Origin of the sequence: Bradyrhizobium sp. RDM12, assembly GCF_051917485.1 — a bacterium.
In the GTDB taxonomy this organism is placed as follows: Bacteria; Pseudomonadota; Alphaproteobacteria; order Rhizobiales; family Xanthobacteraceae; genus Bradyrhizobium.
On sequence record NZ_CM133064.1, the window covers coordinates 2665771 to 2690223 of the forward strand.

Genomic DNA, 24453 nt, shown 5'->3' on the forward strand with positions numbered 1-24453 from the left:
ATGCCCTGTGGAAATTATCGTCCTTGCGCAGCGTGATCGCAAGCGATCTGCGACCTCCGCGCACCGCTCTCTCGTAAGATATTTCAACGATTCGCAAGCGCGTGGCGCAAGCACATTGATATCATGGATCTTTCACCGCGTGGTTCCGTACTCACGCTTCATTACATATGAATTTTCAAAAATGACGGTGCGACGACGGATACCCATCGACAGAACGAATCGGTGATGTAGACTTGCTCGTCCGGATCGAATCCAAGGTTTACCCCTACCGAGGAGGTTTCGAATGACAATTCAGGCACATCTGGTTGAATTGGAACGGAAGCACAAAACTCTCGAAAACGAATTGCACGAAGCTCTCGTGCACCTTTCAACAGACGACCTGCAAATTGTTGAGTTGAAGCGCCGGAAGTTGATGGTCAAGGACCAGATCGAACGTCTGAAGCACACCGGCGAAACGCTTCACTAGTCAGCCTCGTAACAGCGTCCAGTTTGACCGTATCCTTTCGGGCAGGGATGAGCCTTTGCGCTTATCCCTGCTCTCAGGTGCGCGCACGCGTTGCGCGGGCGTCAGCTTTTGTTGGGACGCGTTTTCTTGACGCGAGCCGGTCTCCACGTCGCTCGAAAATGCTCTAGCAGTCTGCTGAAGAACCCCCTCGCCACGGAGAGGGCTTGATGATTCACTTTATCATCTCGAATCGGCGGAGGCGATCATGCGCGGCAGGTTTACGGATCAGGGCGGCCTGTTTTCGTACATCGCGCCGGATAAGCGTGTGCCAGCGAACCACCCGCTGCGGAAGGTCCGGGAACTTGTCCGGGATGTTTTGAGTGATTTGAACCGCAGCCTTGGGAGGCTCTACGCCAGCGAGGGACGTCCTTCGATCCCTCCGGAGCAATTGCTAAGTGCGCTGCTGCTGCAGGTGTTCTACGGCATCCGCTCGGAACGTCAGTTGATGGAGCAACTGGACTACAATCTTTTGTATCGGTGGTTTGTGGGACTGTCGCCGGACGATCCGGTTTGGGACCCGACCACCTTCACCAAGAACCGGGAGCGGCTGCAGAACGGCGATGTATTCACGAAGTTCATGACCAGGCTTCTCAACCATCCACAGGTCAAGCCGCTGCTGTCGGACGAGCACTTCTCGGTGGATGGAACGCTGATCGAAGCCTGGGCTTCACAGAAGAGCTTTCGTCCCAAGGACGGCAGCGGCGACGATGATGACGGCGCGAACTTCCATGGCCAGAAGCGCAAGAACGACACCCACGCGAGCACCAGTGACCCCGACAGCCGGCTTTATCGCAAGGCGGCCGGACGGGAGGCCAAGCTTTGCTATATGGGCCACGCCACCATGGAGAACCGGCATGGGCTGGCGGTGGCCGGCAGGGTCACGCATGCCAATGGCACCGCCGAACGCCGGGCTTCGGAGACCATGCTGAAGGCGAGACGCAAAGCCGCAGGCCGCTGCATCACGGCCGGTGAGGACAAGGCGTACGATACCGCCGATCATGTCGCCAATCTTCGCGCCATCGGCGTGACGCCGCATGTGACACAGAACCAGGCCGTCACCAAAACCGGCAAGACCCGCAACAGCGCCATCGACGAACGAACCACGCGGCATCCAGGGTACGGCATGTCGCAATCGCGCCGGGCGATGGTCGAGTGCATTTTCGGATGGGGCAAGCAACACGGCACCATGCGCAAGACCAAACATCGCGGCATCGCTCGCGTCGCCGCCGACTTCCTGCTCAATCTGATCGCCTACAACCTGATCCGCATTCCAAAACTGCTTGCCCCTTAGCCACCCAGCGTCAGGGTGCCCCCAACACCAGGCTAGAAATCACATCCAACTCCGCCACGCCGCCCCAACAACGACCGGACAGAATAAGAAAACTCTCCATTTCAAGGTTTTTCAGCAAACTGCTAGATTTCTGCGAGCTCCGCGACGTGGTCTGCGATCGCGAGCGACGATGTCAGTCCCGGCGATTCGATGCCGAACAGATTGATCAAACCCGCGACGCCATGGTCGCGCGGACCCTGCATCAAGAAATCCTGCGTTGCCACGGCCGGCGGCACGATCTTCGGGCGGATGCCCGAATAGCTCGGCATCAACGCGCCGTCGGGAAGCGTCGGCCAATATTTGCGGATCGCGGGATAGAAGCGCTCGGCGCGCGACGGATCGACCTCATAGTCGATCGTCTCGATCCATTCGACGTCGGGGCCAAAGCGCGCCTGTCCTGCCATGTCCAAGGTGAGATGCACGCCGAGACCGCCGGACTCGGGCACGGGATAGATCAAGTGCGAGAACGGTGCGCGCGCGTTGCAGCTGAAATAGTTTCCCTTTGCGAGATAGGCCGGCGGAATCCGGTCGACCGGCATGCCGTCGATGTGGCGCGCCACGGTCGTCGCCGAAAGCCCGGCGGCGTTGACGAGCAAGCCGCATTGCAGCGTCATCGGCGCTTCGCCGCCGGCCTCGATCTCGATCATTCCGGCTTCCGCCTTGGCGCGGATCAGCGGCGTGTGAAAGGCAAAGGCTGCGCCGGCTTCCTCAGCTTCGCCGCGCAGCGAGAGCATGTAGGCATGGCTGTCGATGATGCCGGTCGACGGCGAGAGCAGCGCGGCGTCGCACGCCAGTGCCGGCTCCAGCGCGCGCGCGGCTTCACCCGAGAGCAACTGCATGTCGAGCACGCCGTTGGCCTCGGCATGCGCCTTGATCGATTGCAGCTTCTCGGCCTCCTTTGCATTGGTCGCGACGATCAGCTTGCCGCAATTCTTGTGCGGGATGCCGCGCTCGCCGCAATAGCGGTAGAGCGCGTGCTTGCCGCTGACGCACATGCGCGCCATCCAGCTTCCGGCGCGGTAGTAGATCCCGGCATGGATCACCTCGCTGTTGCGCGAGGAGGTGATGGTGCCGATGGCCTCGGCTTCCTCGAGCACGATCACTTCGCGCCCGGCCTGGGCCAGCTTCCGGGCCACCGCGAGCCCGACCACGCCGGCTCCGATGACGACGCAGTCGACCCTATCCATCGTGGTGCAGAAGTCCCGTTGAAGTTGCGGAGAGGGCCGGTGTGCCTGGAAACCGCGCCGCCGGGCCGACGTCCGTTAAGGAAGCATTTATCATGTCAGGGCAATTGCCGTAATTCGCGTCACATTTTTCTGTTGGGCGTACAGGCGTTTACCCGATCCAAACCCGCGAAGCCAGACAATCCGCAGTTGAAATCGCGGGTGGCTGATGGCTGAGAAGAACTGGCACGAAGGCAGCATGCTTCCGATTGCTGTGCAGGCCGTCGTGTGCCTTGCCAGCGCGGTCGCGCCGTCGCGTGCCCACGCGGACAGCCTTGTTCCGCCGAGCTATCTTGGCAATCTCGCCCCCAATCTGATCTGGGAAGCCCTGATCGGGGGCGTTGTCGTCTGTGCGTTGCTGGCTGCGATCGCGTTGTGGATCCATTCCGCGCTGCGCCGGAGCAAGCGTTCGCAGTTGCGGCGCAATGCCTTCGTCTCCTCCGCCATGAACAATCTCAACCAGGGCGTGGTGATGACGGATGCGCAGCGGCGCATCATCTTCTGCAACGACCGCTATCTCGAGATCTACGGCCTGACGCGCTCGGATTTGTGGACCGGCATGACCGGCTCCGACATCCTCGAGCTGCGGCGCCAGCGCGGCGTCCTCGCCGTCTCCGACGACGACTTCTACGACAAGGCGTCAAGCTCCAACGGCCTGATCAGCGAGCTGCCGGATGGCCGCGCCATCCTGGTCAAATACTTCATTCTGCCGAACGGCGGCTCGGTGGCGACCCATCTCGACGTCAGCGAGCAGCGCAAGCTGTCGCGGCAGCTGGCCTCGACCAAGCAATTCCTGGAAACGGTGCTGGACAACGTGCCGGCCTGCGTGGCCGCGAAGAACATCGAGGACGGCCGCTACATCTTTGCCAACCGCGCCTATGAGCGGTTCTGGGGCTTTTCGCGCGACCAGGTCGTCGGCAAGAATGCGCGCGAGTTGTTCGGCCCGAAATCGGCGGCGAGCATCGAGGCGACCGACCGCGCTGCGCTGCTGGCGCCGGAAGGACAGTATCGCAACGAATTCGAGGTCGAGGTCCAACGCGACCAGGCCCGGCGCATGGTGGCCTCGATCCGCATCGTGGTCCGTAACGAGAGCAACAAGCCGGAATTCCTGCTGGTGGTGTTCGAGGACATCACCGATCGGCAGTCGCTGTCGATGGAGCTGGAGAGCACCAAGAGGTTCCTCGAGCTTATCGTCGACAACATCCCGGTGGCGCTGATCGTGGAGCAGGTCAAGGATGGCCGCTACCTGCTCGCCAACCGCAGCGCCGAGACGATCCTCAACCGCAGGCGCGAGGAGGCGACCGGCCTGACCGCCTCCGACATCTTCAATGCCAAGGAAGCCAAGCTGATCATCGCCCGCGACGAGGCTGCGATCAAGAAGCGCGGGATGATCACCGAGGAGCATCCGATCTCCACCAAGGACGGCCTGCGCCTGTTCCTGACCCGGCGTGCCACCGTGCTCAACGACGCCGGCGAGCCGCAATATCTGATCAAGACCCACGAGGACGTCACCAACCGCCGGCAGACCGAGTCGCGGATGGCGCACATGGCCTATCATGACGGCCTCACCGATTTGCCGAACCGCGCCGCCTTCCTCCAGGCGCTGAACCAGATGATCGAGGCCTGCGAGGGGACCGACGAGGAATTTGCGGTTCTTTGCGTCGATCTCGACGGCCTCAAGGAAGTCAACGACGTGTTCGGCCATGCGCTTGGCGACAAGCTGCTGATCGAGGTGGCCCAGCGATTCCAGGACACCGCGCGCGGCGGCCTGGTGGCGCGCCTGTCCGGCGACGAATTCGGCCTGATCATCGACGGCAAGCAGCCCGATGCCGGTCTCGCGCTGGCGCAGCAGCTCGGCGAGGCGCTGGCGCCGGAATTCCACATCGACGGCCGCGCGGTCCGCGCCGGCATCACCACCGGCATGTCGATCTTCCCGCACAACGGCCCCGACGGTGCCTCGCTGCTCGCCAATGCCGGCGCGGCCCTGTTCCGCGCCAAGCAGAAATCGCGCGGCACGATCAGCCTCTACCAGCCCGAAATGGACCAGCAGATCCGCGACCGCCGCGTGCTGCACCAGGATCTGTCGAAGGCGATCAAGAACGGCGAGCTGTCGCTGGCCTTCCAGCCCCAGGGTATCGCGCGCAACAGCGTCGCCGAGAGTGAGATCATCGGATTCGAGGCCCTGGCGCGCTGGCAGCATCCGGTGCGCGGCCAGGTCTCGCCGGCCGAATTCATCCCGATCGCGGAAGAAAGCGGCCTCATTGTCGAGATGGGCGAATGGATCCTGCGCGAGGTCTGCCGCGAGGCTGCGTCGTGGCCGAAGCCGCTGCAGGTCGCGGTCAATCTGTCGCCGGCGCAGTTCATGCACGGTGACGTGGTCGGGCTCGTCCATGCGATCCTGATCGAGACCGGGCTTGCGCCTGGCCGGCTCGAACTCGAAATCACCGAGGGCGTGCTGATCGAGGACTTCGATCGCGGCCTGGCGCTACTGCGCCGCCTGAAGGCGCTGGGCGTCCGTATCTCGATGGACGATTTCGGCAGCGGCTACTCCTCGCTGAGCTATCTCCAGGCGTTCCCGTTTGACAAGATCAAGATCGACCGCGCCTTCATCATCAATCTCGGCCGCAATCCGCAATCGGCCGCGATCGTTCGCGCCGTGATCGATCTCGGTCACGGCCTCGAAATGTCGATCATCGCCGAGGGCGTCGAGACCATCGACCAGCTCGCTTTCCTGGCCAGGGAAGGTTGTGACGGTGTGCAGGGCTATTTGCTTGGCAAGCCGCTGCCGATCGCGAAATATGCCGGCCTCGTCGGCCGCATCGAGGCCATGGAGCTTGCGCTCAAGACCGGCTAGGGATGAGGGCGTTTCGTTTCGCTTCCACGCGACGGCTTCATGGTGGACTACGACCTCGCGATCATCGGCGGCGGCCTGAACGGCGTCAGCCTGGCGCGCGATGCGGCGGGGCGCGGGTTGCGGGTGATCCTCATTGAGCAGGGCGATCTGGCTGGTGCTGCCTCGTCCGCGACACCGCGGTTGATCCATGGCGATCTGTCCATGCTGGAGCGCCGTGGCTTCCGGCGGGTGCGCCGGGCCTTGGCCGAACGGGCGATCTGGCTTCGGATCGCGCCGCATCTGGTGCGGCCGATGAGTTTCGTGATCCCCGCACATTCCGACGAACGCCCGCCATGGCTGTTGCGCGCCGGACTATATGTTTATGACGCCCTCACGAACCGTGCCGGCCTGCCCGGATCGACCACCCTCGACATCACGCATCATCCGGTCGGCAACGCGCTGAAACGGCCGTTCGGCGTTGCGTTCGAATATGCCGACTGCGTCGTCGACGATTCACGCCTGGTGGTGCTCACGGCGCTGGATGCCGCCGAGCGTGGCGCCGCGATCCGGACCGGGGCGCGGTGCGTGCGCGCCGACAGGACCGACATCTGGCGGCTCGCGCTGATTGATCGTGGCCATCGCCGGGTGATCACGGCACATGCGTTGGCCAATGCCACCGGCGGCTGGACATCGATGGTCGCGGAGACCGTGCTGCGGCAGCCGCAGCCGGCCATGGCGGCCATGCAGATGAGCCAGATCGTCGTGCCCAAACTGTTCGAGTCCGACAACGTCTATGTGTTCCAGAACAGCGACGGTCGGCTGATTTTTGCCAGCCCGTTCGAGCGCGAGTTCACGCTGGTCGGCACGGTCACGCATGATTTCACCGGCGATCCCGCAATCGTCGCGATATCGGGCGCCGATGTCAGCTATCTCTGCGAGGCCGCGAGCCGCTATTTCCGCGAGCGCGTCGCTCCGACCGACGTGGTGCGCACGGTCTCCGGCGTCAATTTGACGCCCGCGTCGGCTCGGCGGCGCGACGGCACGACGCTGTTCCACGCACGTCGGCGCAAGGCGCCGCTGCTCACGATGTTCGGCGGCGACGTCACCACCTCGCGGCTGCGCGCGGAGCGAGCGGTGACGCGGCTGACGCCGTTCTATCCGATGTCGCCGCGCTGGACAGCCGGAGCAGCGCTGCCCGGCGGAGATTTTGCCTGGGATCGTTTCGAAACCGAAATCGACATTGCGCGCGACCGCTGGCGGTTTCTCTCCGAGCCGCAGGCGCGGCGCCTGGTTGCGGCCTACGGCTCGCGATTGCCAGCCGTGCTGGGCCAGGCGAAGACGCGCGATGAGCTGGGACCAGCCTTTGGCCCCGACCTGACCGGCGCCGAGGTGCGCTATCTCATGGCCCGGGAATGGGCGCGCTTTCCGGAGGATATCCTGTGGCGCCGCTCCAAGCTCGGCCTGACCATGCAGGCGGCGGACCGTGAGGCGCTGGCGGTGTTCATGACGGGTGTGAACGATCCGCCTCGAACCGGTTGAGCAAAGGCCGATCCGCCGCTAGCGTGCGGCGGCATCGGGGTTGGCAGGGAATATGACTGACGAGTTGCCCAGGACAGACGCCGCGGCCCATGCGGCTGGAGATGCGCATCCGCGCGCGGGCGAACCGCTGCTGCGCATCGAGGGTGTGGCCAAGACGTTCGGAACGTTCCGTGCGGTCGACGGCGTATCACTGGAGATCAAGGCCGGTGAGTTCTTTGCGCTGCTTGGCCCCAGTGGTTGCGGCAAGACCACGCTGCTGCGCATGCTTGCGGGCTTCGAGGCGCCGGACGAGGGACGCATCCTGCTCGGAGGCAAGGACATCGCGCAGGCGCTGCCGCATCAGCGCCCGATCAACATGATGTTCCAGAACTACGCGCTGTTTCCGCACCTGTCGGTGCGCGACAACATCGCCTTTGGCCTCAAGCGCGCCGGCATGGCACGCGCCGACATCGCAATGCGCGTCGCCGAGATGGTTGCGCTGGTGAAGCTCGACGGGCTGGAGAAGCGCAAGCCCGACCAGCTCTCCGGCGGCCAGCGGCAGCGTGTCGCGCTGGCCCGCGCGCTGGCGCGGCGGCCACAATTGTTGCTGCTCGACGAGCCGCTCGCGGCTCTCGACAAGAAGTTGCGCGAAAGCACGCAAGGCGAGCTGATGGAGCTGCAGCGCCGGCTCGGCATGACCTTCATTATCGTCACCCACGACCAGGAAGAGGCGATGACGATGGCTGATAGAATCGGCGTGATGAACGCCGGCAAGCTCGCCCAGGTCGCCGGCCCCCGCGAACTCTATGAGGCACCGCGATCGCGCTGGATCGCGGAGTTCGTCGGCGACATCAATCTGTTCGAGGCCGAGTCCAAATTGCGCGACGGTCATCGCCTGGTCATTGGCACCCGCGATGCGGGCACGCTGGTGGTGGCCGAGCCGCGCCAGCCCGTCGGCGAGAGCAGGTTTTCGGTCGCGATCCGCCCCGAAAAGGTCAAGCTGTCGCGTCGTGGTCCCCTCAGCGAGGCCGGCCGTGAAACCGCGATCAACCGGCTGGACGGCGTGATCGCCGACATCTGCTATCTCGGCGGCACCACCACCTACAAGGTGAAGCTCGATGCCGGCGGCATGGTGCAGGCGTCCGTCGCCAACAGCGCGCGCCTCGATGTCGATGCCTATAGCCTGAACCAGCAAATCGTCGCCTGGTTCTCGCCTGACGACTGCCTGGTGTTGTCGTCATGAGCGCGCGCCGGATTTTCGCGCGGCCGGCGCGCTTCGCCGCGATCGCGCCCTATGTCTGGATGGTGCTGTTCTTCCTGGTGCCGTTCGGCTTCGTGCTGAAGATCAGCCTGTCGCAGACGGCAATCGCGCAGCCGCCTTACGAGCCGGTGTTCGACCTGACGGCCGGGTGGACAGCGATCCGGGCGGCCTTTGCCGCGCTGGGACTCGACAATTTCCGGCTGATCGCCTCCGACGATCTTTATGTGTTCGCCTATCTGCGCAGCCTCACCGTTGCAGTGACGGCGACGGCGTTGCTGCTGCTGATCGGCTATCCCATCGCGTACGGCATGGCGCGGCTGCCGAAGCGTTGGCAGGCGGTGGCGATGGTGCTGGTGATCGTGCCGTTCTGGACCTCGTTCCTGATCCGCGTCTATGCCTGGATCAACATCCTCCAGCACGACGGCCTGCTCAATCAGGTCCTGCTGGCGCTGCATCTGGTCAGTCAGCCGGTGGTGTGGCTGTCCACCGACACCGCAATGTATATCGGCATCGTCTATTCCTATCTGCCGTTCATGATCCTGCCGCTCTACGCAACACTCGCAAAGATGGAGCCGGCGCTGGAGGAGGCGGCCAGTGATCTCGGCGCGCCGCCGTGGCAGGTGTTCTGGCTCGTCACCTTCCCGTTGTCGCTGCCGGGTGTCGGCGCCGGCGTGCTCTTGTGCTTCATCCCGATCGTCGGCGAGTTCGTGATCCCGGATCTTCTCGCGGGCTCCAACTCGCTGATGATCGGCCAGACGCTATGGCTCGAATTCTTCACCAACAAGGATTGGCCGGTTGCCTCGAGCGCGGCGATCGTGCTGCTGGCCGTGCTGCTGCTGCCGCTTCTGCTCTATGAGCGGCTGCAGCGGCGGCAGTTGGAGCAGCGGTGAGATGCGTAAACTCGGCCGCCTGTCCCGCTTCAATATCGCCTCGCTCGCGCTCGGGCTCGCCTTCCTCTACCTGCCTATCCTCATTCTCGTCATCTATTCCTTCAACGCCTCGCGGCTGGTGACGGTGTGGGGCGGCTGGTCGCTGCACTGGTATCACGAGTTCTTTGGCGACCGGGCCATGATCGAGGCGTCCTGGATGAGCCTGCGGGTCGCGGTTGCGTCCGCGACCATCGCCACGCTGATCGGTACGCTGGCCGCGGTGGCGCTTTCGCGCGGCGAGCGTTTTCGCGGACGTACGCTGTTCTCCGGGATGCTCTATGCGCCTCTGGTGATGCCGGAGGTGATTACGGGACTGTCGCTGCTGCTGCTGTTCGTCGCGCTGAACGCCGAGCGCGGCTTCTGGACGGTGACGATCGCCCACACCACGCTGACGATGTGCTTCGTCGCCGTCGTCGTGCAGTCGCGCCTCGGCTCGCTCGACCGCTCGCTGGAGGAAGCGGCGATGGATCTCGGCTGTGCCCCCGTCCGCGCCTTCCTGTCGGTGACGCTGCCGCTGATCGCGCCGGCGATCGTCGCCGGATGGATGCTCGCCTTCACGCTGTCGCTCGACGATCTCGTGATCGCGAGCTTCACCACCGGGCCGGGCTCCGCGACGCTGCCGATCCGGATCTATTCCGAGGTGCGGCTGGGCGTGAAGCCCGAGATCAATGCGATCTGCACGCTGGTGATCGCCCTGATCGCGGTCGTGATCGTCATCGCCTCGCTCGCCTCAAAGCTGTCGAGCTCGCAGGGCGAGAGCGCGGCGCCGCTGTAGCCCGCGCTGTCATTGCGAGGAGCTCTTGCGACCAAGCAATCCAGTCTGTCTCTGCAGAGGTAGTCTGGATTGACTCGCTCCGCTCGCAATGACGAACGCTATTTACGACTTCACGGCGCCCGCTGTCAGCCCGCCCACCATGTAGCGGCGGAAGGCGTAATAGACCGCGGCCGGCGGCAGCGCGTAGATGAAGCCGGTGGTCATCAGCAGCTCCCAGGGCGAGTCGTCGGCGGCGAGGAAATTGCCGAGTGCGACGGGAAGCGTGATGTCGCGATCATTCGAGAGCAGCAGGAACGCGTAGAGATATTCGTTCCACGCGAGCAGCACCGCATAGGTACCGATCGCGACCAGCGAAGGCATCATCAGCGGCAGATAGACGAGGCGGAATATCTGCAGCGTCGTCGCGCCGTCCATCACCGCGGCTTCGTCCAGCTCGACCGGCAGCTTGTCGGAGGCCTGCTTCAGCACCCAGATCGCGTAGGGGCTTGCGATCGTCACCATCGCCAGGATCAGCGCCCAGTGATTGTTGAGCAGGCCGTAATTGCCCATGGTGCGGTACATCGGAACCGCGAGGAACGCCGCGGGGATGAAATAGGTGAACAGCGCGAGGTTCAACACCATGCGTCCGCCCGGCACCTTCAGCCGCGAAATCGAGAACGCCGCGGCGGTGGCGATGAACAGCGTCAGCACGCCGACGGCAGCCGCGATCAGCGTCGAATTCCAGAACTGCGCGTAGAAGTCGCGCAGAAAATAATGCTGCTGCTTGAACACGATTTCGAAGTTGTGGAGCGTCGGATGGTCCGGCCACAGCTTGCCCGAGAACGCGTCCTCTTTCGGAGAGATCGCGAACAGGAACATGTGATAGATCGGGATCATCGTCCACAGGAAGACGGGAATGCCGATCAGGAGCAGCCGCGCTTCCGTCGCGACGTCACGGAGAGAGGGAAGCTTCATCGCGACAACCGTTTCATCATGAAATACACGAGCGGCAGGACGAACGGCATCGCGCAGACGATAGAGGCCATTGCGAGCGAGAGCTGGTCGAGCCGGAGATAGCGAATGCCGAGCGTCGCCAGCACGTGGGTGAGGTCGGCCGGGCCGCCGCCGGTGAGCAGATAGACGCTGTTGAAATCGCCGAGCGTCCAGATCATCGAGAGCAGCGTGCAGGTGATGTAGAGCGTCTGCATCGACGGCCAGGTGATGAAGCGGAATTTCTGCCACCAGCTGGCGCCATCGACTTCGGCGGCTTCGAACAGGTCCTGCGCGATCGCAAGGCGCCCGGTGATCAGGATCAGGGTCCAGAACGGCAGCGATTTCCAGATGTGCACGCCGATTGCCATGGTCAGCGCCACGGTCGGGTCGTTCAGCCAGTTGGGGCCGTCATCGCCGGTGAAAGAGAAAATGAGGTGGTTGATCACGCCCCATTCGGGGTTGAACATGAAGCGCACCGACAGGATGGTCGGGATCGACGGCACCGCCCAGGGCAGGATGAAGATCACCGAGAGCCATTTGATCCAGGTGCGCTGCTGGGCGAAGAAGCCGGACAGGAATAGCGCGATCAGCATCTTGATGTTGATGCCGATGACCAGGAAGATCAGCGTGTTGACCGCGGCGCGCGCGAAAATCGGGTCATTATACAGCGCGACATAGTTCGACGGGGCCCGCGCCAGCCACAGCCCGTAGCCGACGGGATAGACCACGAAGGCGAGGAAAACCAGCAGATAGGGCGCAAGCAGCGCGATGCCCCAGACCTGCGCCGGGGTCAGCCGCGGCGACAGGGGCGGGGCGGGGATCGACTGATCGCCAGAGAGCGTGATCGCCATTCTTCCAGGACTCTTCTTAAACCTTGAACCTCTCCCCGCTTGCGGGGAGAGGTCGGATCGCCCTCGAGCGATCCGGGTGAGGGAGTACAGGACTCACCGCAAGCACGGCTCGCGGATAGAGCCCTCACCCCAACCCGCTCCCCGCAAGAACGGGGAGAGGGAGGGGATCGAACTTAACCTACAACCTGCTTGATGCGAGCGATCAGTTCGTCGACCGCCTTGTCGACCGGGACCTTCTCGCTCACCACCCGGTTCATCGCCTTGGCCCAGACGTTCTCGTTGTTGAGGATCGTGAACTTCCAGTTCTTGGTGAAGTCGAACGGCGCGGTGCCGCCGGTGAACTGGTTATAGACCGCCTTGCGATGCTTGTCGGCCTGCCAGAACGGGCTGGCCTGGCTTTCCTTGGTCACCGGGAACCAGCGGCCGAGCGCGCCCTCGATGTAGGGACGGACGTTCTCCTCCTGGAGCAGGAAGCTGATGAACTGCTTGGCCTCGGGCTTGTTCTTGGCCGCGGTGAAGATCAGCCCGGTCTTGACGTCGGAGCGGTAGCGGATGGTCGAACCATCCGGTGCCTTCGGGAAGGACGCGGTGACGATGTCCTGCTCATAGGCCTTCTTGCCGGCATCGCGCTGCTCTTGCGTGAGCGCCTGGTTCTGCGAATCCTCGAACCACTTGGCCGCGATCGAGATCGTGAAATTGTGGGTCATCACGATGGTCTTGTTGTGGAAGGCGACGTTGTTGTCCGGATCCTTCCAGGTCGTGGAGGAGGGCGGGGTGCAGCCCTTGATGTAGGTGTCGGTGTAGTCCTTCAGCGCGTGGATCAAGCCGTCGCGCACCTTGGGATCGTCGACCAGGAGCTTGCCGTCATCGTCGACCAGCTTGACGTGGTAGGCGTCCATGAAGGTGTAGAACGACTGGAAGGCGTCGGTGGATTCCACGCCCATGGGCTGCCCGACGCCGTAGATGCGCTGGCCGGTGGCCTTGCGGATCCCCGGCTGCACCTTGTCGCACCAGAACGTCCAATAGCCCGCCCAGTCGGTCGGGATGTCGCTCAACTTGAAGCCAGCCTTCTCAAGCATGTCGCTCCAGATCTCGACATGCATGCTCTGCTGCTTCAGCGGGAAGCCGTAATAGGCCTTCTTCTTGGTGACGTCGTTATAGAGGATCGAAGCGTCCAGCGTGTTCTGCACGAACCGGTCCTTGATCGGCTCCATGACATCGGTCAGGTCCTCGAGCTTGCCCTCATAGGCCCACTTGCCCTGCGCCTGCACGTCATAGGAATCGGAATAGGCGACATCCGGCACGGTGCCGGCGTCGAGTGCGGCGACCGTCTTCGGAATCATGTCCTGGATCGCGTACTGGGACAATTCGACCTTGATGCCGGTCTTGGCTTCGAACTTCTTGATCGTGTCGATCAGCGCGTCGTCTTCGGAGCGATAAAAGCCCTTGCTCCACCAGACCGTGATCGTCTTTTGCTGCGCAAATGCGGGTGCAGCCGCTGCAAACAGCCCGGCCGCAGCGACCGCCAGTGATACTGCGCCAATAACCTTGAATTTCACGTTTTTCTCCCTCAAGCCGCCGGTGTTTTAACCGGTCGGATAAAACACTAGCGCATGGCCGCTATCCGATCTAGCGGCATGTTGTCAGACCTAGGTCGAGGGGTGTCGGGCTCTCGGAGATGCTTAACGCGCGCATCGATGCGATCGCCGCATCAATTCGCCCCGATCAATTCGCGTGATCGGCGGACGCCATCCTTAGTTGGATTTCGCGCCTTCTTTGGCGTTCTCCGCCGTCGGCGATCCCTCCGGCGCCTGTCGCTTTCCGCCGGTGATGCGCTGCTTCAACAGGTCGAGGAAAGGAGACGCCGCAGGCGAATGGCGGATCAGGGCCTCGGGATCGGGGAAGATCAGCGGATCGTCCCAGGGACCTTGCACCATGAACGGCAGTTGAAAGCCGGACGTCGTGTTGAGGCTCGCCACGCCCTTCATGTCGTATTCGCGCGTCGGCACCGATGCGGTGCCGGTCAGGGTGATCTTCGCAGCCGGCCCTTCGATACGGATGTCTTCGGCGGTGGCTATCCCGTCGGCGAATTTCACTGCAATTGTCAGATTGTCGTAAGGCGTCGAGCCGTTGCGGAAATTGCCGCCGCCGGACAATGGCCGGCGCTCGAGCCGCTTCAAGAGTTGCTCGGCATTGAAGCCTGCGATCGCGCCGTCGTGGCCGGTGACGGTGGCGGTGCCGTCGAGCGACTGCACCAGCCCGAACGGGCTCGAGCCGGAAGCGAGCAGCGACACGTTGATATTGCCGCGGCCGGACAGCTTGCTGACGCCGAACAGTTCGGAGGCGCAGGCCTTGAGGTCGACGTCGGTGAACTGGAATTGCGCCTTGATGTCGGCGACCGTGTCGGAGCGCGAGATGCCGAACGAGCCCTTGGCGATTCCGCCATAGACCTGGGCCTCGCCGACCGAGAGCGCCAGCGTGCCATTGCGCAAGTTTGCACCGATCGCGGTGCGCCCGAGCTTCGAGGCGCCGACCGTCAGCTTGGCGGCCGACAGACGCATATCGAGGTCGGTGGTCGAGAGGGCATTAAGATCGAACAGCTGCCTGTTCCAGTCGCGCGCGCCGCTCGCGAGCAGGCGGAAGGTGGAGATATAGGGCGTCAGGTCCAGCGCGTCGGCGGCGAGCGTCGCCTGCAGTGTCTGCCGACCGTTATTTGCATAGGTGATCACGCCTTCGGCGGTGTTGCCGTCGAGTTCGACATTGACATTGGTCAGCGCAATCGAGGCGCCGACCACATTGGCGCGCGCCTTCAGTGCGAAGCGGCCGAAGCCGCCGCTGCCGGGCTGCGGCTGGCCGGTCCAGCGCAACGCGTTGCGCAGGGACGGGCTGTCGATGGTGAGCGTACCCTCCATCATCGGGCTGGTGCGGTTGGCGACGCTGCCGTCGAAGGCGAGCTTGAGCGGCGCGCTGGCGATCCGCGCCTTCAGGCCCGAGCGGTCGCCCGAAAGCGCCGCGACGAAGTCGGCAAAGCTGATCGAGCCGTCGACGCGCTCGCCGCGCCAGTCGAACTGTCCGGTCGCGGCAAAGGAGCGCGAGATCGAGGGCCAGGCCAGCGACAGGTCGATATCCTCGAACTTCTCGGTGGCGTTGGTGGCGACGTCCTCGTAGTTGAGCACGCCGTCCTGGATCCTGATCTCGGAAAACGAGACCTGGTTCTCGGCGCCGGGCTTCATCGTCCGTGCGATGGTCTGGATGAAAGGGTGTCCAGTTGCTCTCACCGTCCGGCTTCAAGCTGACATGGATGTGCGGCCGCAGCAGCGTCAGGTCGGCGATCTCGAACCGTTGCAGCAAGAGCGGCAAGAGCCTGAGATTGGCGGTGAGCACGTCGACATGGAGCGCGGGGTCGGCGGTGCCGCCGCCCTTCAGGCCGACGTCATGGAAGGAGATGTAACTCGCAGGCAGCACAGAAATGTCGATGTCGCCGGCAACGCTGAGCTCGAGCCCGGTGACCTCGCGGATCTGAGCTTCCACTGCCTTGCGCAGCGCATCGCGGTTGATGAGCCAGGAGGTCGCGATCAGGGCGATCAGCGCCGCACCGAGCAGCGCCGCGATCGGCGTCCCGAGGCGCTTCATTCCTTGGGCCATGGTCAATGGCATGTCCTGATCGGGTTGGTCGCTGGAGCCGGAAGGGCGGGGCCGGAAACCTGCGCGCCCCCACGCCCAACTCCCGCAACTTGATGGGATTTCTTGTCGCTTTCAAGGCCGCGGACGGGTCTGCCCACGGCGTGAGCAGCTTCTAGCACCGGCTCTCGCAACGGAGAACCCCGTATCATTGACGGCTTCGGAGGATTTCGCCTAATAATCGCCGCCAATCAGGGCGCGACGCCTGCAGGCCGCAGCTTCAGTCGAGGGTTTTTGCATGAACAAGGTCTATCCTGACGCCAAGTCGGCTCTTGAGGGCGTTCTCAAGGACAACATGATGATCATGTCGGGTGGCTTCGGCCTCTGCGGCATCGCCGAGGTGCTGTCGGACGCGATCCGCGACTCCGGCGTGAAGGGTCTGACCGTCGTCTCCAACAATGCCGGCGTCGACGGCATCGGGCTCAGCCGCTTGCTGGAAACCCGCCAGATCAAGAAGATGATCTCGTCCTATGTCGGCGAGAACAAGCTGTTCGCCCAGCAATTCCTCGCCGGCGAGCTGGAACTCGAATTCAATCCGCAGGGCACGCTGGCCGAGCGCATCCGCGCCGGCGGCGCCGGCATTCCGGCCTTCTACACCAAGACCGGCGTCGGCACGCTGATCGCCGAAGGCAAGGAAGTGAAGGAATTCGACGGCGAGAAGTATCTGATGGAGCGCGGGCTGTTCGCCGACCTCGCCATCGTGCACGCCTGGAAGGGTGATACCGCCGGCAACCTGATCTACCGCAAGACCGCGCGCAACTTTAACCCGATGATGGCGACCGCCGCCAAGGTCACGGTGGCCGAGGTCGAGCATCTGGTTCCCGCCGGCGAACTCAACCCCGACCACATCCACACGCCCGGCATTTTCGTGAAGCGCATCGTCGAGGTCGGCACGGCCAAGAAGCGCATCGAATTCCGCAACACCCGCCCGCGCACCGCCGCCTAGGAGGAGAGTCACATGGCCTGGACCCGTGAACAGATGGCTGCGCGCGCCGCCAAGGAATTGCGCGACGGCTACTACGTCAATCTCGGCATTGGCATCCCGACGCTGGTCTCGAACTACATCCCCGATGGCGTCGACGTCAGCCTCCAGAGCGAGAACGGCATGCTCGGCATGGGCCCGTTCCCCTATGAGGGCGAAGAGGACGCTGACCTCATCAACGCCGGCAAGCAGACCGTGAGCGAGCTGCCCTCGACCTCGTATTTCTCGAGCGCGGATTCCTTCGGCATGATCCGCGGCGGCCACATGGATCTGTCGATCCTCGGCGCCATGCAGGTCGCCCAGAACGGCGATCTCGCCAACTGGATGATCCCCGGCAAGATGGTCAAGGGCATGGGCGGCGCGATGGACCTCGTCGCCGGCGTCAAGCGCGTCGTCGTGGTGATGGAGCATTCCGCCAAGGACGGCCCCAAGCTCCTGAAGACGTGCAATCTGCCGCTGACCGGCGAGCGCGTCGTCGACATGGTCGTCACCGATCTCGCCGTCTTCGCCATCGACAAGCACGGCGACGGCGGCATGGCGCTGATCGAGCTCGCCGAAGGCGTCACGCTCGACGAGGTCAAGGCCAAGACCGAAGCCGAGTTTCGCGTCGCGTTGAAGAATACGTAAGGTCTTCGCAGCTGGGGCGCGCATGACGATACGGACAGCGCGTCCCGAAGACGCCGGCTTCATCGTATAAACCATCCTGATCGCGGCCGCGGCCTGGTGCAGGCGCTGATCGAATCCGCGCTGGCAAGGGGAGGGCGGCCGGCTTCGGCCGCGCCACGATATCCTTCCTGATTGGCAACGAGCCGGCCGACCGCGCCTATGCCAAGGCCGGCTTTGTGTTCGCCGAAGAGAGGCGCGACCCGGCGTTCGAGGCGATCATCGGCGCGCCGGGCTTTCGCATGTTCGCGCGCCCGATTTGACTTCAAGAAGTCGCGCCCATCTGCGCCTCCTGTTAGAGGAGGCCGTCTTATGGGATCGCGTATTGCAGTTTTGTGAAACCCGGCCAAACGCCGCAGGCTCGGCTACTCCTTGACCGCGCCGGTGAGCGAAGACACGTAGTAATCCACAAACAGCGAGTAGAAGATCGCGACCGGCAGCGAGCCGAGCAGCGACCCCGCCATCAGCGCGCCCCATTGATAGACGTCGCCGGTGACGAGCTCGGTCAGGATCGCGACCGGCACGGTCTTGTTGGCGCCGCTCTGGATGAAGGCGAGCGCGTAGATGAATTCGTTCCAGGATAGCGTGAAGGAGAAGATGCCGGCCGAGATCAGGCCGGGCACCGCGAGCGGCAGCGTGATCCGCCGCAGGATCTGCAGCCGCGTCGCGCCATCGACCAGCGCACATTCCTCGAGCTCATAGGGGATCGACTTGAAATAACCGATCAGGAGCCACGTGCAGAACGGCACCAGGAAGGTCGGATAGACCAGGATCAGCGCCAGCGGCGAGTCGAACAGGCCGAACTGCACGACGACGGTGGCAAGCGGGATGAACAGGATCGACGGCGGCACCAGATAGGCCATATAGATGCCGAGGCCGACATAGGGGCTGCCGCGGAAGCGCAGCCGCTCGATGGCATAGGCGGCCAGCGTGCTGGCGATCAGCGACAGCGTGGTCGCGCCGATCGCCACCAGCATCGTGGTCCACAGCCAGCGCGGATAGGCGGTGTCGAACAAGAGGTGCTTGATGTGCGCCAACGTCGGCGAGGTGATCCAGAACGGATTGTGCTCCCGGAAATTCATCAGCTCGGCGTTCGGCTTGAATGACGTGATCGCCATCCAGTAGAACGGAAACAGCAGGATCAGCACGAAGCAGCCGAGCGGCAGATAGATCATCATCAGCCGGCGCAGCCCGGTATCCCAGGCCATGGTGTCGGGCGCCGCTTTCGCGTCGGCCACGGCGGCCGGCTGTGCAACGCTGTCAGTCATTGGCCTCTCCCTGCTGCCACTTGCGGCGCGCCAGGCCGAAATAGGAAAACAGCGTCGCGAACACCAGGAACGGAATCATCGACACGGCGATGGCCGCACCTTCGCCGAGTTCGCCGCCGGCGATGCCGCGCTGGAACGCGAGCGTCGCCAGCAAATGCGTCGAGTTGCCCGGTCCGCCGCGGGTGATGGCGTAGACCAGCTGAAAGTCGGTGAAGGTGAAGATGATCGAGAACGTCATGACGATGGCGAGGATCGGCATCATCATCGGGAAGGTGATGTAGCGAAAGCGCTGCCAAGCGCTGGCGCCGTCGAGCATGGCGGCTTCGTAGAGCGAGGGCGAGATGGTCTGTAAGCCAGCCAGCAGCGAGATCGCGACGAACGGAATGCCGCGCCAGATGTTGGCCGCGATAAGCGAGAACCGCGCCGGCCAGGGCGAGCCGAGGAAGTCGATGTTGGTCGTGCGCCAATGCAGCACGTCCACCAGCAGATAGGAAATGATCGAGAACTGCGGATCGTAGATCCACCAGAACGCCAGCGCGGAGAGCACCGTCGGCACGATCCAGGGAAGCAGGATGATCGCGCGCAGCAGGCTCTTGAACGGAAAATGGTTGTTGAGCAATAGCGCAAGCCAGAACCCGAGCGCGAACTTCCCGAAGGTCGCGATGCCCGTGTAGACCACGCTGTAGAATACCGCGTTCCACCACAGCGGATCGGTGAGCAGGTACTGGAAGTTCTCGATACCTATGAACTCGCCCTTGCGGCCGATCGTGGTGTCGGTGAAGGCGAGCCAGATGCCGAGCCCAAGCGGATAAGTCAGGAATACCCCGAGCAGCCCGATCGCGGGCGCGAGGCACATGGCGACCAGGAACGGCTTGTAGTCGAACAGGCGCACCAGCCAGTTCGGTTGCCGCTGGACCAGTGCGGGCGAGGGGAGGGTCGTCACGGACATCGGGTCGTTGTCCTGTCTATAAGAGTCACCACTTCGTCATTGCGAGCGAAGCGAAGCAATCCAGTCTGTCTCCGCGGTTGCAGTCTGGATTGCTTCGTCGTTTCACTCTTCGCAATGACGGTTGCTTTACCGTCGGCCGCTACTTCTGCCGCCTGAAATACCGCTTGCAGCGCTGCTCGGCTTCTGCGGCGGCGGCCTCCGGCGTGGCCGCGCCGGTCGCAACCGACGCGAACATCTGGATCAGCACGTAGTCGGCGCTGACGGCACCGGTCGCCGTCGAGATCGGGCCGGCATAGCCGTCGTAATAGGTGCTGTTCATGGTGTCCTTGAACAGCTTCACCTTGGGGTCCTGCGACCACACGGCGGCCTCGGCATAGGCTGCGAGCGGCTGCGCCCAGTAACCGGAATTGGCGTTGAGCCACGGCTCGTACTGGTCCTTCTCCAGCATGAATTGCAGGAAGGCCTTTGCGGCGTTGGGGTACTGGCTGTGCTTGAACACCATGGCATTCAGAGTCAGGCCAGCCATCGGCGAGACCTTGGCCACGCCCTTCGGCAGCAGCTGATGCTCGCTGTCGTCGGCGATTGCCTTGGTCGCCGGGTCGTTCTTCAGCGAGAAGTACAGCGAGACGCCGTTGGCCGTCAGCGCGATGTCCTGCGCGGCATAGGCGCGGTTGTTGCTGACGTCGTTCCACGATGTCGTGCCGGCGATGAAGGTCGGGTAGAGCTGCTTGACCCAGTTCAGCGCGGCGATCGTCTCCTTGCTGTTGATGATAACGTTGCCCTCTTCGTCCAGCAGTGCCGCGTTATGTGACCACAGCGCCCAGCTCGCAAAGCCGTTGCCGTCGCCCTTGGCGTTGCCGAGCGCGAAGCCGGCCGGCTTGCCGGCCTTCTGCAGCTTCTGGCAGAGGTCGAGGATGCCGGCATGATCTTCCGGCACCTTGTCGAAGCCGACCGATTGCAGGATCGACTTGCGGTAGATCAGCGGACCCGCGGTCGCGCCGAACGGCAGGCCGATCCAGGTGTCGCTCTTGTTCTTCTTGCCGTAACGCTGCGCCAGCGGCAGCCAGCCACCGTAACGCTTGCCGGCATAGTCGGCGACGTCGGTCAGCTCGATCAGCTTGTCGATATAGATGTGCGGCGCATCGGAGAAGCCGATGATGATGTCGGGGCCGGCGCCGGAATTGGCGGTGACCGCGGTCTGCTGGTTGATGTCCTCCCAGCCGACGAAATCGACCTTGACCTCGACGCCGGTTTCCTTGGTGAACTTGGCCGCATTGGCGCGGAACACGTCTTCGTCGGCCTGGACGAAGCGCACCGGCCGCAGCATGCGGAGCATTGCGCCCTTCTCGATCGGCAGTTTCGGCGCGGGGACGTCGGCGGCCTTGATCGCGGATTGAGCGTGCGCTGCAACACCAGTGGCAGCGACCGTTGCAGCGGACAGGCCCAGCGCCAAGGCATCACGACGCGTGATGTCGTTCCTCATCAGTTTCTCCCTATGATGTCTCCCTTCCCGGCGTTGATCGCCGGTGAAGGGCCGTTGTGGTCTTTCGGCGCGCTTTGCGCCGGCCGCCTTAGCTGTTCGGGCCGCGGTCCATGCTGACGGGCTGCCAGCGGCGGAGCGCGGTGTCTTGCAGCACCGACGGGTTCACGCAGCTTACCGGCCACATGCCCTGAAGCACCAGTGACAATTCGTAGCCCACCCGGCGCTTGCGCGCCTCGTCGAACCGTGCCGAGGCCGAGGCGACATGGGCGGTCAGGGTCACGTTCTCCATGCCGAGGATGGGGTTGTTGTGCGACGGCGGTTCCTTCTCCAGCACGTCGAGGGCGGCATGCGCGATCCAGCCCTCCTGCAACGCCTTGATCAGGCTCTCTTCGTCCACGGTGGCACCGCGCCCGGTGTTGATGAAGATCGAGCCCTTCTTCATCTGCCGAAAATGCTTCTCGGTCAGCATGTGATGCACTTCGGGCCGGGCAGGCGCATGCATCGAGACGAAGTCGGATTGCGACAGCACCTCGTTCAGCGTCGCCGGGATGACGCCATGATCCCACATCAGCGTTTCCTGGATGAAGGGATCGTAGGCCATCATGCGGAGCCCGAACGGTGCGGCGCGCTTCGCAACGGCACGCGCGACGCGGCCGAACGAGACGAAGCCGAGCGTCTGGCCCATCAGCCGCGGAACCTTCAAGAGCGCCGGACGGCCCTCGGCCCAGCGGCCGGTGCGCACCATCTTGTCCTGCTCGACCAGGCGGCGGAAACCGGCGAGCAGCAGCATCATGGCGTGGTCGGCGACCTCTTCGATGAAGGTGTCGGGGATGTTGGTGACGGGAATGCCGCGCGCGGTCGCGGCCTTCACGTCGACGCTGTCGACGCCGACCGAGCCGAGCGTGATGACCTTGCAGCTCTCCAGCGCGTCGATGATGGTCTTGGTGATCGGGATGCCCTTGGCGTAAATCGCGTCGGCATTCCTGGCGGCGGCGATGAACTCCGCCTCGTTGGCCGGCGCCTCGACGATCTCGGCATCGAGCGGATCGAGCGCTTCGCGCTCTAACGAATAGTCGCTGCCGGCGACCGTGAAGCTCGCGCCCTTTGGCGTCACCACCCTGTATTTCGGCATTTCCTGCTCCCGATTTGGTTTGTCGGTTCTTGTTGCGACCCGCATCCTTTGGCGGGCCTTTGCGTCTTTTACGCGAAATCGGCGCGGTCGCGTACAATTCCGGGTTGCCGCCGGCGGGATTATTTGCCGGTTTGGCCGGCATCGTCCGGGCTTCTACGGAGGCATGTAAGTAACTTGCTAAGGGGTCTCGCACTAAAAGTTGATTCAATTTCGATCGATTCCCTCAAGCGCCCGTATCCCTTTTTCCCCGGAGCCCACCCCGTGAAGTTGAGCAATCTGAAGATCGCCCCCAAGCTTGGCATCCTTGTCGGCGTCACCTTGTTCGGCCTCTGCGTGGCCGGAGTTCTCGCCGGCTATTTGATGAAGCGCGAGATGGTCAATGCGCGCATCGATCAGGCCAAAGCCATCGTCGAGATGGGCCGCAATTATGCGCTCGCGCTGAAGAAGCGCGTCGATGCCGGCGAGCTGACGAAGGACGCGGCCATGGCCGAGCTTCGCCGCTACGGCAATGCGATGACCTATGACAACGGCTCGGGTTATCTGTTCGGCACGTCGTATGACGGCATCACCCAGCTCGCGCCCGATCCGAAGCAGATCGGCACCAACCGCATGGAGGTCGAGACCAACGGCCGCAAGCTCTCCTGGGAGCTGATGAACGGCGCCAAGGCCAACGGCTCGATCCTGCTGCACTATGAATATGCCAAGCCGGGCGTGGAAGGCTTGATCCGCAAGCTTGGCTACGCCGTCGCGGTCCCCGGTTTCGATATGTATCTCGGCACCGGCGCCTATCTCGACGACATCGATGCCAAGATGAGCCCCGTGTTCTGGTCGCTTGGTCTCGCCATGCTCGCCATCGTGATCGTGGCCGGCGCCGTCGCCTGGCTGCTCGGCCGCAGCATCAGCCGTCCGCTGGCGCTGCTCGGCACCCGCATGAAGGATCTCGCCGACGGCAAGCTCGAGGGTGAGATCCCCGGCGTCGGCCGCGGCGACGAGGTCGGTGCGATGGCTGTGACCGTCCAGATTTTCAAGGACAACGCGGTCCGCATCCGCGACCTCGAGCAGACCGAAGCTGCTGCCAAGGAGCGCGCCGTGGCGGAACGCCGCAGCGCGATGGAGAATATCGCCAACGACTTCGAACGCAGCGTCAACGGCATCGTCCGCTCGGTCTCCTCGGCCGCGGCCGGCATGCAGTCGACCGCGCAGTCGATGACCGCGACCGCCAGCCACGCCTCGTCGCGGGCGGCGACGGTCGGTGCGGCCTCGCAGAAGGCCTCCGGCAATGTCGGCACGGTCGCCGCCGCCGCCGAAGAGCTGTCGAGCTCGGTTACGGAAATTTCCCGGCAGGTGACGCGCTCGACCGAAGTGGCGAGCCGCGCGGTCAGCGACGCCGAGCGTACCAACGCCACGGTGCAGGAGCTCTCGACCGGCGCCGAGAAGATCGGCGAGGTGGTCAAGCTCATTCATTCGATCGCGGCGCAGACCAATCTGCTCGCGCTCAACGCCACCATCGAGGCGGCGCGTGCCGGTGAATCCGGCCGCGGCTTCGCCGTCGTCGCCTCCGAGGTCAAGGCGCTGGCCAACCAGACCGCCAAGGCCACCGAGGAAATCTCCGCGCAGGTCGCGGCGATGCAGACCTCGACCAGCGATGCGGTCGCGGCGATCGGCGGCATCACCCAGACCATCGCCGAGATGAGCGAGATCACCGCAGGCATTTCGGCCTCGATCGAGCAACAGGGCGAAGCCACCCGCGAGATCGCCCGCAACATCCAGTCGGTCGCGGCCGGCTCGAGCGAGATCAACGCCAATATCGGCAGCGTCACCTCGGCCGCGGAAGCCACCGGCAGTGCGGCCAGCGACGTGCTCACCAACGCCCGCGAGCTCGACAGCCAATCCGGCGCGCTGCGCAGCGCCGTGGACGGCTTCCTCGCCAAGGTCCGCGCGGCGTAAGACAGGTCTCGTGCCCCGGACGCAGCGCAGCGCTTCTTTAGCCCGCATTTCTCACACGACCGATTGCTCAGCGACGGAGGATAGGAGGATTTGGCAAGGCAACGGGGAGCCGTGGCGCTGAAGGCGCAGCCGGCGATTTGGTTTTGAATGT

18 protein-coding genes and 1 pseudogene are annotated in these 24453 nt (G+C 63.8%); 10 read left to right on the forward strand and 9 right to left on the reverse strand.

Annotated elements, in window-relative coordinates:
• Positions 1–283 precede the first annotated feature (283 nt).
• Both ACTGJ9_RS12890 and ACTGJ9_RS12895 read left to right on the forward strand, forming a co-directional pair.
• Positions 284–466: a YdcH family protein gene (locus ACTGJ9_RS12890; protein ID WP_456677342.1), complete on the forward strand. Its 183-nt coding sequence runs from the start codon at positions 284–286 to the stop codon at positions 464–466.
• A gap of 244 nt (positions 467–710) precedes the next feature.
• Positions 711–1796 (forward strand): IS5 family transposase, encoded by a 1086-nt coding sequence (locus ACTGJ9_RS12895; protein ID WP_456677343.1) that lies wholly within the window; start codon positions 711–713, stop codon positions 1794–1796.
• Positions 1797–1918: 122 nt separating this feature from the next.
• Here the strand turns inward: ACTGJ9_RS12895 and ACTGJ9_RS12900 are convergent, their stop codons facing one another.
• Positions 1919–3022: an NAD(P)/FAD-dependent oxidoreductase gene (locus tag ACTGJ9_RS12900; RefSeq protein ID WP_456677344.1), complete on the reverse strand. Its 1104-nt coding sequence runs from the start codon at positions 3020–3022 to the stop codon at positions 1919–1921.
• Between the two features lie 205 nt (positions 3023–3227).
• On the opposite strand from ACTGJ9_RS12900, the gene ACTGJ9_RS12905 reads away from it, so the two are divergent.
• Genes ACTGJ9_RS12905 through ACTGJ9_RS12925 form a run of 5 tightly spaced genes read left to right on the forward strand, consistent with a single transcriptional unit; the run spans position 3228 to position 10374 of the window.
• Positions 3228–5912, forward strand: a complete 2685-nt coding sequence (locus ACTGJ9_RS12905) for a sensor domain-containing protein (RefSeq protein ID WP_456677345.1) — start codon at positions 3228–3230, stop codon at positions 5910–5912.
• 39 nt (positions 5913–5951) lie between these two features.
• Positions 5952–7430: a glycerol-3-phosphate dehydrogenase gene (locus ACTGJ9_RS12910; protein ID WP_456677346.1), complete on the forward strand. Its 1479-nt coding sequence runs from the start codon at positions 5952–5954 to the stop codon at positions 7428–7430.
• 52 nt (positions 7431–7482) lie between these two features.
• Positions 7483–8652, forward strand: coding sequence for an ABC transporter ATP-binding protein (locus tag ACTGJ9_RS12915; protein ID WP_456677347.1), 1170 nt, complete (start codon positions 7483–7485; stop codon positions 8650–8652).
• Positions 8649–9560 (forward strand): ABC transporter permease, encoded by a 912-nt coding sequence (locus ACTGJ9_RS12920; RefSeq protein WP_456677348.1) that lies wholly within the window; start codon positions 8649–8651, stop codon positions 9558–9560. Before ACTGJ9_RS12915 ends, ACTGJ9_RS12920 begins: the two co-directional genes overlap by 4 nt.
• A 1-nt stretch (position 9561) precedes the next feature.
• Complete coding sequence (locus tag ACTGJ9_RS12925) at positions 9562–10374, forward strand: ABC transporter permease (RefSeq protein WP_456677349.1); 813 nt, start codon at positions 9562–9564, stop codon at positions 10372–10374.
• Between the two features lie 102 nt (positions 10375–10476).
• On the opposite strand, the gene ACTGJ9_RS12930 is transcribed toward ACTGJ9_RS12925, so the two are convergent.
• The 4 genes and pseudogenes from ACTGJ9_RS12930 to ACTGJ9_RS12945 all read right to left on the reverse strand — a co-directional run bounded on the left by ACTGJ9_RS12930 (position 10477) and on the right by ACTGJ9_RS12945 (position 15842).
• Positions 10477–11328, reverse strand: a complete 852-nt coding sequence (locus ACTGJ9_RS12930; RefSeq protein ID WP_456677350.1) for a carbohydrate ABC transporter permease — start codon at positions 11326–11328, stop codon at positions 10477–10479.
• Positions 11325–12197 (reverse strand): carbohydrate ABC transporter permease, encoded by an 873-nt coding sequence (locus ACTGJ9_RS12935; protein WP_456677351.1) that lies wholly within the window; start codon positions 12195–12197, stop codon positions 11325–11327. The genes ACTGJ9_RS12930 and ACTGJ9_RS12935 overlap by 4 nt, the downstream gene beginning before the upstream one ends.
• 173 nt (positions 12198–12370) lie before the next feature.
• A complete protein-coding gene (locus ACTGJ9_RS12940; RefSeq protein WP_456677352.1) occupies positions 12371–13756 on the reverse strand; it encodes an ABC transporter substrate-binding protein in 1386 nt (461 codons plus the stop codon).
• 195 nt (positions 13757–13951) lie between these two features.
• Positions 13952–15842: pseudogene (locus ACTGJ9_RS12945) on the reverse strand (AsmA family protein).
• A 274-nt stretch (positions 15843–16116) separates the two neighbouring features.
• Between ACTGJ9_RS12945 and ACTGJ9_RS12950 the strand changes: the two are divergent.
• Both ACTGJ9_RS12950 and ACTGJ9_RS12955 read left to right on the forward strand, forming a co-directional pair.
• Entirely contained in the window at positions 16117–16824 is a 708-nt protein-coding gene (locus ACTGJ9_RS12950) for a CoA transferase subunit A (protein WP_045002771.1), read from the forward strand.
• Positions 16825–16836: 12 nt separating this feature from the next.
• Positions 16837–17487 carry a 3-oxoacid CoA-transferase subunit B gene (locus ACTGJ9_RS12955; RefSeq protein ID WP_456677353.1) on the forward strand — a complete coding sequence of 217 codons (651 nt, stop codon included), beginning with the start codon at positions 16837–16839 and terminating at the stop codon, positions 17485–17487.
• A gap of 401 nt (positions 17488–17888) precedes the next feature.
• On the opposite strand, the gene ACTGJ9_RS12960 is transcribed toward ACTGJ9_RS12955, so the two are convergent.
• The 4 genes from ACTGJ9_RS12960 to ACTGJ9_RS12975 form a co-directional block, all read right to left on the reverse strand.
• A complete protein-coding gene (locus ACTGJ9_RS12960; RefSeq protein ID WP_456677354.1) occupies positions 17889–18791 on the reverse strand; it encodes a carbohydrate ABC transporter permease in 903 nt (300 codons plus the stop codon).
• Positions 18784–19740: a carbohydrate ABC transporter permease gene (locus ACTGJ9_RS12965; protein WP_456677355.1), complete on the reverse strand. Its 957-nt coding sequence runs from the start codon at positions 19738–19740 to the stop codon at positions 18784–18786. The genes ACTGJ9_RS12960 and ACTGJ9_RS12965 overlap by 8 nt, the downstream gene beginning before the upstream one ends.
• 139 nt (positions 19741–19879) lie before the next feature.
• Positions 19880–21223 carry an ABC transporter substrate-binding protein gene (locus ACTGJ9_RS12970; RefSeq protein WP_456677356.1) on the reverse strand — a complete coding sequence of 448 codons (1344 nt, stop codon included), beginning with the start codon at positions 21221–21223 and terminating at the stop codon, positions 19880–19882.
• An 88-nt stretch (positions 21224–21311) separates the two neighbouring features.
• Entirely contained in the window at positions 21312–22355 is a 1044-nt protein-coding gene (locus tag ACTGJ9_RS12975) for a C-terminal binding protein (RefSeq protein ID WP_456677357.1), read from the reverse strand.
• Positions 22356–22616: 261 nt separating this feature from the next.
• Between ACTGJ9_RS12975 and ACTGJ9_RS12980 the strand changes: the two genes are divergently transcribed.
• A complete protein-coding gene (locus ACTGJ9_RS12980) occupies positions 22617–24302 on the forward strand; it encodes a methyl-accepting chemotaxis protein (protein WP_456677358.1) in 1686 nt (561 codons plus the stop codon).
• The last annotated feature ends 151 nt before the right edge of the window (positions 24303–24453 follow it).

Coding starts and splice junctions, on each gene's coding strand:
- ACTGJ9_RS12890 (WP_456677342.1), top strand. CDS start 284: ATGACAATTCAGGCACATCTGGTTGAATTGGAACGGAAGCACAAAACT.
- ACTGJ9_RS12895 (WP_456677343.1), top strand. CDS start 711: ATGCGCGGCAGGTTTACGGATCAGGGCGGCCTGTTTTCGTACATCGCG.
- ACTGJ9_RS12900 (WP_456677344.1), bottom strand. CDS start 3,022: ATGGATAGGGTCGACTGCGTCGTCATCGGAGCCGGCGTGGTCGGGCTC.
- ACTGJ9_RS12905 (WP_456677345.1), top strand. CDS start 3,228: ATGGCTGAGAAGAACTGGCACGAAGGCAGCATGCTTCCGATTGCTGTG.
- ACTGJ9_RS12910 (WP_456677346.1), top strand. CDS start 5,952: ATGGTGGACTACGACCTCGCGATCATCGGCGGCGGCCTGAACGGCGTC.
- ACTGJ9_RS12915 (WP_456677347.1), top strand. CDS start 7,483: ATGACTGACGAGTTGCCCAGGACAGACGCCGCGGCCCATGCGGCTGGA.
- ACTGJ9_RS12920 (WP_456677348.1), top strand. CDS start 8,649: ATGAGCGCGCGCCGGATTTTCGCGCGGCCGGCGCGCTTCGCCGCGATC.
- ACTGJ9_RS12925 (WP_456677349.1), top strand. CDS start 9,562: ATGCGTAAACTCGGCCGCCTGTCCCGCTTCAATATCGCCTCGCTCGCG.
- ACTGJ9_RS12930 (WP_456677350.1), bottom strand. CDS start 11,328: ATGAAGCTTCCCTCTCTCCGTGACGTCGCGACGGAAGCGCGGCTGCTC.
- ACTGJ9_RS12935 (WP_456677351.1), bottom strand. CDS start 12,197: ATGGCGATCACGCTCTCTGGCGATCAGTCGATCCCCGCCCCGCCCCTG.
- ACTGJ9_RS12950 (WP_045002771.1), top strand. CDS start 16,117: ATGAACAAGGTCTATCCTGACGCCAAGTCGGCTCTTGAGGGCGTTCTC.
- ACTGJ9_RS12955 (WP_456677353.1), top strand. CDS start 16,837: ATGGCCTGGACCCGTGAACAGATGGCTGCGCGCGCCGCCAAGGAATTG.
- ACTGJ9_RS12960 (WP_456677354.1), bottom strand. CDS start 18,791: ATGACTGACAGCGTTGCACAGCCGGCCGCCGTGGCCGACGCGAAAGCG.
- ACTGJ9_RS12965 (WP_456677355.1), bottom strand. CDS start 19,740: ATGTCCGTGACGACCCTCCCCTCGCCCGCACTGGTCCAGCGGCAACCG.
- ACTGJ9_RS12970 (WP_456677356.1), bottom strand. CDS start 21,223: ATGAGGAACGACATCACGCGTCGTGATGCCTTGGCGCTGGGCCTGTCC.
- ACTGJ9_RS12975 (WP_456677357.1), bottom strand. CDS start 22,355: ATGCCGAAATACAGGGTGGTGACGCCAAAGGGCGCGAGCTTCACGGTC.